Source organism: Streptomyces sp. NPDC085900, assembly GCF_044540925.1.
Classification (GTDB): Bacteria; Actinomycetota; Actinomycetes; order Streptomycetales; family Streptomycetaceae; genus Streptomyces; species Streptomyces gilvifuscus.
On record NZ_JBITSP010000010.1, the window covers coordinates 165,529 to 179,324 of the forward strand.

Below are 13,796 nucleotides of genomic sequence, written 5' to 3' on the forward strand. Positions count from 1 at the left end.
TACCCGGCGGTACCTGACCCGGTCAGCCCCTCCGGGCCGCACCCTGGTCACAACTGCACCAGGGCTTCACCAAGCCGCCGCGCGGCGGTCCGTGGACGGACTCAGCGGGTCTCGGCCGCCGACGCCTTCCTGCGACGCCACAGCGCGACCGGCACCACGCCGACGAGGGCGACGGCGTTCGGCGCGGCCGTGAGGGCGGCGGAGGCCGAGGACCGGTCGTTGATGCCGGTCTGGTCGAAGGTGTCCGGGATCGGCAGGGTGTCCCAGCGGTTGAGCGGCCAGGCGATGACGATGGCGCGGCCCACGACGTCCTTCACCGGGACCATGCCGTGGTGCTTGTCGTTCTGGTTGTAGCGGGAGTCCCGGGAGTTCTGGCGGTGGTCGCCCATGACCCAGATGTAGCCCTTGGGGACCTTCACCGAGAACTGGCCGCCCTGGTCGTCGACGCTGCACGGGGTGTTGCCGGCGTAGACGAACGACTTGTCGTTCAGCGCCTTGCCGTTGACCTTCAGCGGGCCGGTGCCCTTGCAGGAGACCGTGTCGCCGCCGACGCCGATGACGCGCTTGATGAGGTCCTTCTCCTCGGCGGACGGCATCAGGCCGATCCAGCTGAGGACCTTCTGCACCGGGTTCGGGTTGGGCGTGGGCTCACCGGCCAGCCAGTTGTCCGGGTCGTGGAAGACGACGACCTCGCCGCGCTCGGGCTTGGAGCCGAACCAGGGGGTGAGCTTGTCGACCAGGACCCGGTCGCCCTGCTGGAGGGTGTTCTGCATCGAGTCCGAGGGGATCGAGAACGCCTGCACCAGGAAGGTCTTGATCAGCAGTGCCAGGACCAGCGCGATGCCGATCAGGATGGGCAGCTCCTTCCAGAAGGAGCGCTGCTTCTTCGCCCTGGGCGCCGAGTCGCCCGGCCCGTCGCCGTCCGTCCGGGTCTGCTCACCGGGCACGGTGCCGTCCTCGCCGGTACCGGAGTCACTCCCGGAGGTCACGGCGCTGTCCGCGGCCGGGACGGCTTCCGCGGGGCGCCCGCGATGCTCCTCGCCGTCGTGTCCGGACCGTGCGCCAACCGCCACATCCCCCACGCCAACTCCTTACTCTGTGCCGCCGCCTGCCCCATACGCGGCGCAGGCCCACCACTCCCATAACGAGCGGGAGTTCCGCAGGGCTCGGGAGCTGGATCGCTGTCTTCAGATCGTCTGGGGCAACCCTATGCGACAGCTCGGGCGCCGCGGTCGTCCCCGACACGGAGTTGGAAACGGAAGCGAAAGTTTTAGGTTCGTCGAGCGAGGTCCAGTGGCCGAGGGGCCAGGCGATGACCTTCGCCCGCCCCACCACCGAGTCGACGGAGACGGTGCCGCCGTACGCGGTGTTCATGTGGGCGCGGGAGTCGGCGGAGTTGCCGCGGTGGTCGCCCATCACCCACAGCCGCCCCTGGGGGACGGTGATGTCGAACTGCTGAGTTGACGGTGCGTTCCCGGGATACAGGTAGTCGCCCTCGGTCAGGGGCACCCCGTTGACGGTCACCCGCCCCTCGGCGTCACAGCACTTGACGTGGTCACCGCCGACTCCGATGACCCGCTTGATGAGGTCCTTGTCGTCGGCGGACGGCAGCAGGCCGATGAAGGTGAGCCCTTCCTTGATCTGCTTGACGACGACGGGGTCGTCCTTCGTCGTGGTGGTCTGCTCGCCCGCGAGCCAGCCACCGGGGTCCTTGAAGACGACGACGTCGCCGCGCTCGGGCTTGGAGCCGAACCATGGCGTGAACTTGTCCACCAGGACGCGGTCGCCGATCCGGATCGTCTGCTCCATGGAGCCGGACGGGATGACGAACGCCTGCACCAGGAACGTCTTGAGGACGAGCGCTATGAGGACGGCCACGCCGACGAGGAGAGGTATCTCCTTGACCGCGCTGCGCCGGCGTTTCCGCTTGACCTTGCGCTGCAGCTTGCGGCGCTCGGCGCGGGTGCGACCGCCGCTGGGCGCGGAGCCCGAGGCCGGTCCGGAGGTGCGGCGGGAGCCGGTGGGCAGCAGGTTCTCGGTGCCGAAGGTGCCATGGCCGCCGCTCGGCTCGGAGTGGCGCGGTTTGCCGCGGTTACCCATGGGCACCGCCGGCCGTCGCGGACGCGGCGGGCACGCGCGCGTAGGCGCCGGGCCGGTTCAGGCGGGTCCAGTGGGCGGTGGGCCACACGATCCAGTCGGCCCGTCCGATGACGTCGGAGACGGGGATCATGCCGCCGCCGGGCGAGCCCAGGTGGTCGCGGGAGTCGCGGGAGTCGCTGCGGTGGTCACCGAGGACGAAGAGGGTGCCGTCGGGTACGACGACACGGAAGGGAACCGTCGAGGGGCTGTCCCCGGGGTACAGGAACGCCGACTCGTCGACCGACCGGCCGTTCACCTCGATCCTCCCCTCCTTGTCACAGCAGACCACCCGGTCTCCCCCTACTCCCACGACGCGCTTGATGTAGTCAGCGTTCCCGAAATACCCACTTCCGTCGAACACCACAACATCGCCGCGCCGCGGCTCGGCACCGAAACGGTACGCCAACTTATTTACGAGAACGCGGTCCCCGATCCTCAATCCGTCTTCCATGGATCCGCTGGGAATCTGGAAGGGTTGGACCACGAAAGCGTTGAGGATCAGCAAAAAGACCAGGCAGACCAGCAGCGTCAGGGAGATCCGCCCGCCGGGCAGCCACTCGGTGATCCGCGCCACCAACGCGAAACGCGACCGTCCCTCCACAGCCTCTGGTTCAGGGCGGGAGGAGCGGTCGCGCTCCGTGTGCTGTGCTTCGGTGTCCATCGGGGCGGAATGTTATCCGGCCCCGATGTGAACACCCGCGCGAGCTCAGCTGTCGCGCTTCTCCTTGATCTTCGCCGCCTTGCCGCGCAGCTCGCGCAGGTAGTACAGCTTGGCGCGACGCACGTCACCGCGCGTGACGAGCTCGATCTTCTCCACGATCGGGGTGTGCACCGGGAAGGTGCGCTCGACGCCGACGGAGAAGGAGACCTTGCGGACCGTGAAGGTCTCGCGGACACCGGCGCCCTGGCGGCGGATCACAACGCCCTTGAACTGCTGCACACGGGAGCGGTTGCCCTCGATGACGCGGACGTGGACGTTGACGGTGTCACCCGGGCGGAAGGCCGGGATGTCGCTGCGCAGCGACGCGGAGTCGACGGAGTCGAGCAGGTGAGACATTTCGTCTGCTTTCTTCGCTGATGCCACAGGTCATCAACGGGAGCTAGGTGCTTCAGGAGGTTGCTGTCCGTGTCGGGGCGGGCGTCGTGTCCCCCTGTGGCAGGGGCGCGCGCCGGACGACGCACAACAGCGGCCTATTCTTCCACGCCCTCGGTCCTGCGCCAAAATCGCCCGTACGGCTCCCCCTCCGGGTCGGGCGCCCAGCCCAGGATGGAGAGCATCTCGCGGTCCTTCTTGTCGAAGGCCTTGGGGTCGCAGCGCTCGATCAGGTCGGGCCGGTTGGCCGTCGTACGCCTGAGGGCCTCGTCGCGGCGCCAGCGGGCGATCTTTCCGTGGTGGCCGCTGAGCAGCACCTCCGGGATGCCGCGGCCGCGCCACTCGGGCGGCTTGGTGTAGACGGGGCCCTCCAGCAGGTTCGCCATGGCGCCGGGCGCGAATGAGTCGTCGCGGTGCGACTCGGCGTTGCCGAGGACGCCGGGCAGCAGCCGGGCCACGGCCTCCGTGACCACCAGGACGGCCGCCTCGCCGCCGGCGAGGACGTAGTCGCCGATGGACACCTCGTAGACGGGCATCCGGGTCGCGTACTCGTCGATGACCCGCCGGTCGATGCCCTCGTAGCGGGCCGGCGTGAAGACCAGCCAGGGCCGCTCGGACAGTTCGACGGCGAGTTCCTGGGTGAACGGGCGGCCGCTGGGGGTGGGGACGATCAGTGCGGGCGTACGGGAGCCGGTCTCGTAGCCGTCGGCGAGGACGGCGTCCAGGGCGTCGCCCCAGGGGTCGGTCTTCATGACCATGCCGGGGCCGCCGCCGTAGGGGGTGTCGTCGACGGTGTTGTGGCGGTCGTACGTCCACTCACGCAGGTCGTGCACATGGACGTCGAGCTGTCCACGCGCGCGTGCCTTGCCGACGAGGGAGACGTTCAGGGGTTCGAGGTACTCGGGGAAGATCGTGACGACGTCGAGGCGCATCTCTTACGACTCTTCCCGCGAGGAGACGACCTCGGCGTTGTCGTCGATCAGGCCGGGCGGCGGCGTGATGACGGCCTTCTGCTCGGCGAGGTCGATCTCGGTGACGATCTCCTCGACGAAGGGGATCATGACCTCGCTGCCGTCCGGGCGCTCCACGATGAAGAGGTCCTGGGACGGCAGGTGCGAGATCTCGGTGATCCGGCCGACCTCGACCCCGTCGGCCGTGACCACGTCGAGGTCGATGAGCTGGTGGTCGTAGTACTCGTCCTCCTCCTCGGGCAGTTCGTCCGGGTCGATCTCGGCGATGAGGAGGGTGTTGCGCAGGGCCTCGGCGCCGTTGCGGTCGTTCACTCCCTCGAACCGCAGCAGGAGCCGGCCGCTGTGGACGCGGCCGGTCTCGATGGTGAGGGGACCGGTGGAGGCCGGGTCGGTGGCCAGGACGGCGCCGGGGGCGAGCCGCAGTTCGGGCTCGTCGGTACGGACCTCGACGGTGACCTCGCCCTTGATGCCGTGGGCGCGGCCGATCCGCGCGACTACGAGCTGCACTTCTCAGGATCTCCTGTCATACGACTACGGGCCGGGGACGGCCCAGTGGCCCTCCCCGGCCCGAGCCGGTGCTGCGTTTGACGTCAGCGGACGTGGTCGACGTCGACGAGGTCGACGCGGACACCGCGGCCGCCGATGGCGCCCACGACGGTGCGCAGAGCGCGCGCGGTGCGGCCGTTGCGGCCGATCACCTTGCCGAGGTCGTCGGGGTGGACCCGGACCTCGAGGACGCGTCCGCGGCGCAGGTTGCGGGAAGCGACCTGCACATCGTCAGGGTTGTCGACGATGCCCTTCACGAGGTGCTCGAGAGCCTCCTCGAGCATGCTCAGGCCTCGGCCGACTCGGACTCGGCGGCGGCCTCGTCCTTCTTCTCCGCCTTCTTCTTCTGGGTGATCGCCTCACCCTTGCCCTCGTCGTCCCCACCCAGGGCCTCGAACGACGGGCGCGCCTTCTTGGGCTCGGCCACGAGCAGCGGAGCCGGGGCGGGCTCGCCCTTGAACTTCTGCCAGTCGCCGGTCTTCTTCAGGATGGCGAGAACCGGCTCGGTCGGCTGCGCGCCGACACCCAGCCAGTACGCCACGCGCTCGGCGTCCACCTCGATGACCGACGGGTTGTAGGTCGGGTGGTACTTGCCGATCTCCTCGATCGCACGGCCGTCACGACGGGTGCGGGAGTCGGCGACGACGATGCGGTAGTGAGGCGAACGGATCTTGCCCAGACGCTTCAGCTTGATCTTGACTGCCACTGGAGTGGGTTCTCCTGGATTTGACGTGGTTGGGCACGGCGAGAGAGCCGCGTGGGGTTGCGGTACCCGAGTGCCCGATGGACGCGTCAGCCGGAGGAGAGAGGGGTCCTGTGCGGCTGTCGAGTACAGCTAGCCATTGTGCCACACCCTGTGGGCCGCTTCGGACCGGCGGTTCCCGGCGCCGGGCATGCGGAAGCGGCGCCCGGCGTCGCACGCCGTCACGGCGCCCGCACGGCCCGGCGCTGCCGGGTGCCGCCCGCGGTCGGCCCGTACCGCCGGGGGCGGCACGGCTTCCCGCGGGCGGCGGTCGGCTCCCCTGCCCACGGTGCCCGGATTCCGGCAGCCACGAGTTGCCGGCGCTCCAGGGCGCGCGGTCAGGCCGCCCCGACGACCTCCGGGATCCGGAACGGCTTGCCGCAGCCGCCGCAGACGATCGGGGCCTGGGCCAGGACCGAGGGGACGACCCGGACGTTGCGGCCGCAGTCGCAGACGGCCTTCACCCGCACCCCGCCCCCGGAGGAGCCGTGGCGGGCGGCGGGGCCGCGGAAGCTCTTCGGGGTGTCGGCCGCCGTGGCCACCGTGTGTGCCTTCAGCGCGCGCTGGAGGCGGTCGATGGTCGGGCGGTAACGACGCTTCGCCTCGGGGTTGAGCGTGACCAGCGAGAAGCCGCTGCTGGGATGCGGCTCCTCGGGGTGGTCCAGCCCCAGCTCCTCGGCGATGGCGAGGAATCGGCGGTTGTGGTACCGGCCGGCGCGGGAGGTGTCGCGCACGCCGCGCGCGGCGGCGATGCCGTGGACTGCCTCATGGAGCAGTCGCTCGAAGGAGAGTTCGTGTCCGCACGCGGACGACGACTCTCCGATCAGGGACTCTGGCGCGGCGAGATCGGGCAGCTCGGGGTGGTACCGCTGAATGTCGGCCCACGCCTGTGCCAGCTCCGCGGCGAGAACAGGTGGTGTCTGTGTCGTGCTCACGTAATGACAACGAGCGGGGGTGCCCGTGTGTTCCTATTCCGGGGCATCCCAAATAATTTGCACGTACCCGTCAGTTGCCGCTGATGCGTGGAGACGAGGGCGGGTGCGCTGATCTGCGGAGAAGCCTCACAGCTCGTACCAAGCCGGTACGTAGCCTGACGTACGCCCCGGCACGTAGATCGTGTCCACGCGGAGGTGCGGCTGTGCTCCGCAGGTACGCAAGAGGCGTTTCGGTCGCTCTCGCGCCGGAACGGCCCTGCCTCAGTAAGCGCCCGCGAGGGCAGCGACGTTACCGGGCGCGTGAGCACCCCCCGTCACCGGCCCGTCGGCGCAGAGCAGACACCCTACGGGCCCAGGTTGCCGGAATGTGAAATCTCGCCACTCGGACACCGAACCCTCAAGCAGGAGCCCACGAGCACTGGACGAGCGGTCGAGTGCGGAGTTACCTGGCATACGGGGGGAGTGCGAGCGCACGTCACGGGGGCCAAGGAATCGGGCACAGCTGCAACTCTCGGCGGATTGGGGCGCTTTACATGACACCTACGCTCGTGCGGCAGCACCGGACTCACGCGGGCGCGAAACCCCGTGTGGACCTGTGTGCACGCGCGCGTGACTGGTCCGAGATACAGGAGCGGATGCTGGTGCCGCTCTACGAGGCCGTCTACGAGCGACTCGAGGTCGGAACCGGCACGCGCCTTCTTGCCCTCGGCTGTGGCAGCGGGCTCTCCCTTCTGATGGCCGCTTCCAGAGGCGCGGCCGTCACCGGTGTCGAGCACTCCTCCCCCGAACGGCTCGCCCTGGCGCGGGAGCGGCTGCTGCCGGACGCGTGGGGCGCACGCGCGCGTGCGGACGTCCGGATCGTCGACGGTCCACCGGGGGACCTGGGAGCCGCGGGCGGCGCGGAGACGCCCGCGTACACCCTGGTGACCGCCTTCGAGCCCATCGGGTGGGCGGGCGACTCGGAGGAGTTCGGGGGGCTGCTGCGGGCGGCGATACCGCTCGCGGAGCGCGGGGCGCCCGTGGTGCTGGCCGGCTGGGGTCCGCCGGAGCGCTGCGCCACGGCGTCAGTGCTGCGGGTGGCCGGCAAGCTGGCGGATCCGCTGCGCGGCGCGGGCAGCCGGCGCCCCACCCTGCGCGACGGCCTGGAGGAGGTGGCCCAGCGGTCAGGTCTGCGGCTGGACGGCTCGGGGCGGGTCGCCTGCCCCTTCGGGTACGCCGACACGGACAGCGCGCTCAAGGGGTTGCTGTCGACCGGTCTGTTCGACGCGGCGATCACGGCGACCGACCGGACGCAGGTCAACAAGGAGTTGACGGAAGCGCTGCACCCGTATGTGCGCGGCGACGGCACGGTGTGGATGCCCAACGTCTTCCGCTACCTGATCGCGCGCGTCCCCTAGGTCACGCGATTGGCCGAAAGCAGCGGGGTCGGCCGGCGTCGCGACGAAACGTCGCGACGCCGGCCGACCCCGGTACGACGCACGGTCAGCCCATGAACTTCTTGAACTCGTCCGGCAGCTCGAAGTCCTGCGGGGCCTGCTGGCCGGGCACGCCGAACGCGTTGCCGCCCTGAGCCGCTGCGGCCCGCCGGGCGGCCTCCTCCTGCTCCTGCTGCTTGCGCTTCATCGGGTTGCCGGAGCGCTGCTTGCCCTTGGCCTTCTTCGGCTGCTTCTTCGCGCGGCCGGGGCCGCCGCCCATCCCGGGGATGCCCGGCATACCCGGCATGCCGCCGCCCTGGGCCATGCGGGACATCATCTTGCGGGCCTCGAAGAACCGCTCGACGAGGTTCTTCACCGCGCTGACCTCGACGCCGGAGCCCTTGGCGATACGGGCACGGCGGGAGCCGTTGATGATCGTCGGGTCCTGGCGCTCGCCCGGCGTCATCGACTTGATGATGGCGGCCGTGCGGTCGACGTCCCGCTCGTCGAGGTTGTTGATCTGGTCCTTGATCTGGCCCATGCCGGGCAGCATCCCGAGCAGCTTCGAGATGGAGCCCATCTTCCTGACCTGCTCCATCTGGGCCAGGAAGTCGTCCAGGGTGAAGTCCTGGCCCTTCTTCGACGCCAGCTTGGAGGCCATCTTCTGGGCCTCTTCCTGACTGAACGTCTTCTCCGCCTGCTCGATCAGGGTGAGCAGGTCACCCATGTCGAGAATGCGGGAGGCCATCCGGTCCGGGTGGAAGGCGTCGAAGTCCTCGAGCTTCTCGCCGTTCGACGCGAACATGATCGGCTTGCCGGTGACCTGGCGGATCGACAGGGCGGCACCGCCGCGGGCGTCGCCGTCGAGCTTGGACAGCACCACACCGTCGAAGCCGACGCCGTCGCGGAAGGCCTCGGCGGTGGTGACGGCGTCCTGACCGATCATCGCGTCGACGACGAAGAGGATCTCGTCGGGCGAGACCGCGTCCCGGATGTCCGCGGCCTGCCGCATCATGTCCTGGTCGATGCCGAGGCGGCCGGCGGTGTCCACGATCACGATGTCGTGGACCTTGGACTTCGCGAAGTCGATGGAGTCCTTGGCGACCTTCACCGGGTCGCCGACGCCGTTGCCCGGCTCCGGCGCGTACACGGCGACGCCCGCGCGCTCGGCGACGACGCTCAGCTGGTTCACGGCGTTCGGGCGCTGGAGGTCGGCGGCGACCAGCAGCGGCGAGTGGCCCTGCTCCTTCAGCCAGTGGCCCAGCTTGCCCGCGAGGGTGGTCTTACCGGCACCCTGCAGACCCGCCAGCATGATCACGGTGGGCGGCTGCTTGGCGAAGCGCAGTCGCCTGGTCTCGCCGCCGAGGATCGTGACGAGCTCGTCGTTGACGATCTTCAGGACCTGCTGGGCGGGGTTCAGCGCGCGGGAGACCTCGGCGCCGAGGGCGCGCTCCTTGACGTTCTTGATGAACGTGCGCACGACGGGCAGGGCCACGTCCGCCTCGAGCAGCGCGATGCGGATCTCGCGCGCGGTGGCGTCGATGTCCGCCTCGCTCAGACGCCCCTTGCCGCGCAGATTCTTGAAGGTCGCTGAGAGGCGATCGGAGAGAGTGTCGAACACGGCGGCGTCGGTCCTCGGAGTCGGGGGCAGTGTGAGCGTCTTCCAGGGTATCCGGACGCGCAAGACAATCGTCCCCGCCCGGCACCTTCCAGGTCACCCCCGCAAGGTCTCCTCCAGCTTCCGCGCCACGGAGGACGCCTCCTCGCCGGGCAGCGGCGCCCCTTCGGACCCGGTGACGTAGAAGGCGTCCACGGCGTTGGCGCCGAGCGTGGACACGTGCATGCTGCGCACCCGCACCTTCGCGTCGTCCAGCGCCCGCCCGATGCGGTGCAGCAGGCCGGGCGCGTCCTGCGCCCGCACCTCGATGACCGTGGCGTGCCGGGAGGCCGCCGAAGCGACCGTCACCCGCGCAGGCGGCGCGATCACGCCCCGGCGGCGCGGGTACGCGGCCTCCCGCTCGGCGAGGCGTCCGGCGATGTCCAGGGAGCCGTCCAGGGCCCGTACGAGATCCGCCCGCAGACGGGCGGCCTGGGGCAGCGAGCCGTACTCGGCGGCGACCCGCCAGTCCAGCAGCAGGACCGAGCCCTCGACGCCGTCGGGCAGGTCCAGGGCGCGCAGCTCGGCCGTGCGGACGGTCAGCCGGTGCACGGCGAGGACACCGGCGACCGCGGGCAGCACACCCGGCTGGTCCGGTACGGCGATCAGCAGCTCCACGCCCAGCGGTTCGGGGTCGCCGGACGGCTGGTCGTCGGCCGGCGGCTCGGTCTGCGCGCGCAGGGACAGCACGGGGCTGCCGGTCGCGACCGCCTCGATGGCGAGCCGTTCCTGCTCGGCCGTGGGCGCGGCGGCCTCGGGCTCCTCCGGCGCGTCCCCGGCGAGCACCGCGGAGACACGCTTGACGAGGTCGGCGACGAGCGAACCGCGCCAGGACGACCAGGCGGCCGGGCCGGTGGCCAGCGCGTCCGCCTCGGTGAGCGCGTGCAGCAGCTCCAGCGTCCCCTGCGAGCCGACCGCGTCGGCGACCGACCGCACGGTGGCCGGGTCCTCCAGGTCCCGCCGGGTGGCCGTGTCGACGAGCAGCAGGTGGTGGCGTACCAGGGTCGCGAGTACGGCGACGTCCTCGCGGTCGAAGCCGATGCGGGTGGCGACGTCGCGGGCGATGATCTCGCCGGCCACCGAGTGGTCGCCGGGCCAGCCCTTGCCGATGTCGTGCAGGAGCGCGGCGACCAGGAGGAGGTCGGGGCGGTGGACGCGGCGGGTGAACTCGGAGGCGCGCACGGCCGTTTCGATCAGGTGCCGGTCGACGGTCCAGATGTGCACGGCGTTGCGCTGCGGCCGGCAGCGCACCCGCTCCCAGTCGGGCAGCAACTGGGTGATCAGGCCCTCCGCCTCCAGCGCCTCCCACACCTCGATGGTCGGACTGCCCGAGCCGAGCAGGGTCACGAGCTGTTCGCGCGCCTCGGCGGGCCAGGGCGTGGGCAGGGGGCGCACGAGGGACGCCATGCGCCGTACGGCGTGCAGGGAGAGCGGGAGGCCGGCCTGCGCGGCGGCCGCGGCGGCGCGCAACGGCAGGACGGGGTCGCGCTCGGGGCGCGCGGCGCGGGCGAGCACCACCTCGCCGTCCTGCTCCACCACGCCCTCCGCCAGGGGCGAGCGCTCGGCGACCGGCTTTCCGCCGCCCAGCATGGCGCGCAGCCTTGGCCGCACGGCGCGCGATCGCAGCACGCGCCCCACCTCGCGCCAGGTGACGTCACTGGCGTAACTGATGACCCGCGCGGCCTCGTAGACCTGGCGCAGGAGGGTGTCGGCGTCCAGGAGGCCCAGTTCGGCGGCGACCTGGTCCTGTTCCTGGAGCGCCAGCCGGTCGGTGGCGCGCCCGGTGGCGAGGTGGAGCGCGTCGCGGACGTCGAGGAGCCGGCGCCGGGCGTCGTCGAGGCCCTCGCGGGGGGCGTCGGCCAGCCAGGAGGCGGCGACGGCGCGCAGGGCGGTGGCGTCGCGGAGGCCGCCGCGGGCCTCCTTCAGGTCGGGTTCGAGGAGGTACTGCAGCTCGCCCTGGCGTTCGGCGCGCTCGGAGCAGAGCTCCTGGAGTTCTGGCAGGCGTTTGGGCGCCTGGTTGCGCCAGTCGGCGAGGACGGCCGTGCGCAGGCCGGCCGTCAGACCCAGGTCGCCGGCGATGTGACGGGCGTCCAGGAGACCGAGTTGGACTTTCAGATCCTCCCCGGCCGTCTTGCGCGCCTCCCCCGGGGTGCGTACGGAGTGGTCCAGGGAGAGGCCGAGGTCCCAGACGGGGTACCAGATGCGGTCGGCGAGGGTGGCGACCGCCTTGGGGTCGCTGCCGTCGTGGAGCAGGACCAGGTCGAGGTCGCTGCGCGGGGACAGCTCGCCGCGGCCGTAGCCGCCGACGGCGATCAGCGAGGCGCCGCGCAGTCCCTCGGCGCCGGCGGCGAACAGGCCGGTCAGCCATTGGTCCGTCAGCTCCGAGAGGGCCGCACGGCGCGGCGGCCCGGACCGCGCCCCCTCAGTGAGGAGACGCAGCCGGGCCGCCGCGTAGCCGCTGGGTCCCGAGTCCTCTGCTTCGTTGTGCACGTTCGTACTCGACACCCGGCAGCTCCTGTTCTTCTTCTGTCAGAGCGCGTCGGGGCCGCGCTCGCCGGTCCGGACCCGGACGGCCGTCTCGACCGGGATCGACCAGACCTTGCCGTCACCGATCTTGCCGGTTCGGGCCGCCTTGACGACGACATCGATCAGCTGCTCGGCGTCGTCGTCCTCGGCCAGCACCTCGATGCGGATCTTCGGCACCAGGTCGACGGTGTACTCGGCACCGCGGTAGACCTCGGTGTGGCCCCGCTGACGACCGTAGCCGCTCGCCTCGGTGACCGTCAGGCCGTGGACTCCGAAGGCCTGGAGGGCTTCCTTGATCTCGTCGAGCCGGTGGGGCTTGACGACGGCGGTGATGAGCTTCATGCGTCCACCTTCTTGCTCGCGGCACCGACACCGGCCGGGACCGTGCTCTTGACCGCGCCGCCACCGGCGCCGCTGAAGTCGTATGCGGTCTCGGCGTGCTCGGCCTGGTCGATGCCGGACACCTCCTCGTCCTCGCTGACCCGCATGCCGATGGTCTTGTCGAGGATGAAGGCGAGGATCGCGGAGGCGATCAGCGAGTAGGCGAGGACACCGAAGACACCGGCGCACTGGATCCAGAACTGGTGCATGCCGCCGCCGTAGAACAGGCCCTTGACGTCGGACTGGCCCTTGCCGCTGGCGAACAGACCGATCAGCAGGGAGCCCGCGATACCGCCGACCATGTGGACGCCGACGACGTCGAGCGAGTCGTCGTAACCGAACTTGAACTTCAGGCCCACGGCCGCGGCGCACAGGACACCGGCGATGGCGCCGACGGCGATAGCGCCGAGCGGGGAGACGGCACCACCCGACGGGGTGATGGCGACGAGGCCCGCGACCGCACCGGAGGCGGCGCCCAGCGTGGTGAACGCGCCGTGGCGGATCTTCTCGTAGGCGAGCCAGGCGAGCATGGCGGCGCCGGTGGCGATCTGCGTGTTGACGAACATCAGCGGGCCGACGCCGTCGTCGTTGCCGAGCCAGGAGCCGGCGTTGAAGCCGAACCAGCCGAACCACAGCAGACCGGCGCCGAGCATGACCAGCGGGAGGCTGTGCGGGCGCATCGGGTCCTTCTTGAAGCCGACGCGCTTGCCGATGACCAGGATGACGCCGAGCGCCGCGGCACCGGCGTTGATGTGGACCGCGGTACCACCGGCGAAGTCGATCACACCGAGCTCGAAGGCCCAGCCGCCGGTTCCCCAGACCCAGTGCGCGACCGGGAAGTAGACGACCGTGGCCCACAGGACGAGGAAGAGGGTCCAGGCGCTGAACTTCACCCGGTCCGCGAGCGCGCCGCTTATCAGGGCGGGCGTGATGATCGCGAACATCATCTGGAAGACGGCGAAGACGAACACCGGAATGGTGTAGCCCGGCCAGAGGTCCATCTTGTCGACACCGGCCCAGCCGACGAAGTCGCCGGTCCAGCCGATCAGTGAGCCGTGGTCGGTGCCGAAGCTCATGGAGAAGCCGTAGAGCACCCACAGGATGGTCACGACACCCATGCTGATGAAACTCATCATCAGCATGTTCAGGGTGCTCTTGACGCGGACCATGCCTCCGTAGAAGAAGGCAAGACCGGGGGTCATGATCAGCACAAGTGCGGATGCGATCAGCATGAAACCCGTGTTCGCGGATGACAGCTTGGGTGCCTCCGCGGCAAGCGTGATGGCGGCTGATGCCATCGGCGTCTCCTCGTCGGTTGGTACGGCCCCGTGCGGGTCGGAGCGTGTGAGCGGTCCGGTCGTGAGGGGTGGGCCGGTTATGCGCCATGAGAT

Annotated in this window: 14 protein-coding genes; 1 reads left to right on the top strand and 13 read right to left on the bottom strand. The window is 70.5% G+C overall.

Annotation, left to right across the window (positions count from 1 at the left end; translation table 11 throughout):
• Positions 1-101 precede the first annotated feature (101 nt).
• The 9 genes from lepB (ACIGDI_RS30835) to ACIGDI_RS30875 form a co-directional block, all read right to left on the bottom strand.
• The gene (lepB, locus tag ACIGDI_RS30835) at positions 102-1,082 is read right to left on the bottom strand and encodes a signal peptidase I (RefSeq protein ID WP_399903417.1); all 981 of its coding nucleotides are present in this window, start codon (positions 1,080-1,082) and stop codon (positions 102-104) included.
• Positions 973-2,100, bottom strand: a complete 1,128-nt coding sequence (lepB, locus tag ACIGDI_RS30840; RefSeq protein WP_399903420.1) for a signal peptidase I — start codon at positions 2,098-2,100, stop codon at positions 973-975. Before lepB (ACIGDI_RS30840) ends, lepB (ACIGDI_RS30835) begins: the two co-directional genes overlap by 110 nt.
• The gene (lepB, locus tag ACIGDI_RS30845) at positions 2,093-2,800 is read right to left on the bottom strand and encodes a signal peptidase I (protein ID WP_399903423.1); all 708 of its coding nucleotides are present in this window, start codon (positions 2,798-2,800) and stop codon (positions 2,093-2,095) included. Before lepB (ACIGDI_RS30845) ends, lepB (ACIGDI_RS30840) begins: the two co-directional genes overlap by 8 nt.
• A 45-nt stretch (positions 2,801-2,845) precedes the next feature.
• The gene (gene rplS, locus ACIGDI_RS30850; protein WP_059198033.1) at positions 2,846-3,196 is read right to left on the bottom strand and encodes a 50S ribosomal protein L19; all 351 of its coding nucleotides are present in this window, start codon (positions 3,194-3,196) and stop codon (positions 2,846-2,848) included.
• A 134-nt stretch (positions 3,197-3,330) separates the two neighbouring features.
• The gene (gene trmD, locus ACIGDI_RS30855) at positions 3,331-4,164 is read right to left on the bottom strand and encodes a tRNA (guanosine(37)-N1)-methyltransferase TrmD (protein ID WP_399903426.1); all 834 of its coding nucleotides are present in this window, start codon (positions 4,162-4,164) and stop codon (positions 3,331-3,333) included.
• Positions 4,165-4,167: 3 nt separating this feature from the next.
• Positions 4,168-4,710, bottom strand: a complete 543-nt coding sequence (rimM, locus tag ACIGDI_RS30860) for a ribosome maturation factor RimM (protein WP_200698378.1) — start codon at positions 4,708-4,710, stop codon at positions 4,168-4,170.
• Positions 4,711-4,793: 83 nt separating this feature from the next.
• Entirely contained in the window at positions 4,794-5,033 is a 240-nt protein-coding gene (locus ACIGDI_RS30865) for an RNA-binding protein (protein ID WP_003973401.1), read from the bottom strand.
• Between the two features lie 2 nt (positions 5,034-5,035).
• Positions 5,036-5,455: a 30S ribosomal protein S16 gene (rpsP, locus tag ACIGDI_RS30870; protein ID WP_133046791.1), complete on the bottom strand. Its 420-nt coding sequence runs from the start codon at positions 5,453-5,455 to the stop codon at positions 5,036-5,038.
• A gap of 374 nt (positions 5,456-5,829) precedes the next feature.
• Positions 5,830-6,426, bottom strand: a complete 597-nt coding sequence (locus ACIGDI_RS30875; RefSeq protein WP_058922931.1) for a hypothetical protein — start codon at positions 6,424-6,426, stop codon at positions 5,830-5,832.
• 533 nt (positions 6,427-6,959) lie between these two features.
• Between ACIGDI_RS30875 and ACIGDI_RS30880 the strand changes: the two genes are divergently transcribed.
• Complete coding sequence (locus ACIGDI_RS30880; protein ID WP_399903434.1) at positions 6,960-7,823, top strand: class I SAM-dependent methyltransferase; 864 nt, start codon at positions 6,960-6,962, stop codon at positions 7,821-7,823.
• 85 nt (positions 7,824-7,908) lie between these two features.
• Here the strand turns inward: ACIGDI_RS30880 and ffh are convergent, their stop codons facing one another.
• The 4 genes from ffh to ACIGDI_RS30900 all read right to left on the bottom strand — a co-directional run bounded on the left by ffh (position 7,909) and on the right by ACIGDI_RS30900 (position 13,703).
• Entirely contained in the window at positions 7,909-9,462 is a 1,554-nt protein-coding gene (ffh, locus tag ACIGDI_RS30885; protein WP_272177354.1) for a signal recognition particle protein, read from the bottom strand.
• A 93-nt stretch (positions 9,463-9,555) separates the two neighbouring features.
• Positions 9,556-12,003, bottom strand: coding sequence for a [protein-PII] uridylyltransferase (locus tag ACIGDI_RS30890; protein ID WP_399903438.1), 2,448 nt, complete (start codon positions 12,001-12,003; stop codon positions 9,556-9,558).
• Positions 12,004-12,027: 24 nt separating this feature from the next.
• Positions 12,028-12,366: a P-II family nitrogen regulator gene (locus ACIGDI_RS30895; protein WP_054235369.1), complete on the bottom strand. Its 339-nt coding sequence runs from the start codon at positions 12,364-12,366 to the stop codon at positions 12,028-12,030.
• The gene (locus ACIGDI_RS30900; RefSeq protein ID WP_399903442.1) at positions 12,363-13,703 is read right to left on the bottom strand and encodes an ammonium transporter; all 1,341 of its coding nucleotides are present in this window, start codon (positions 13,701-13,703) and stop codon (positions 12,363-12,365) included. The genes ACIGDI_RS30895 and ACIGDI_RS30900 overlap by 4 nt, the downstream gene beginning before the upstream one ends.
• Positions 13,704-13,796 lie beyond the last annotated feature (93 nt).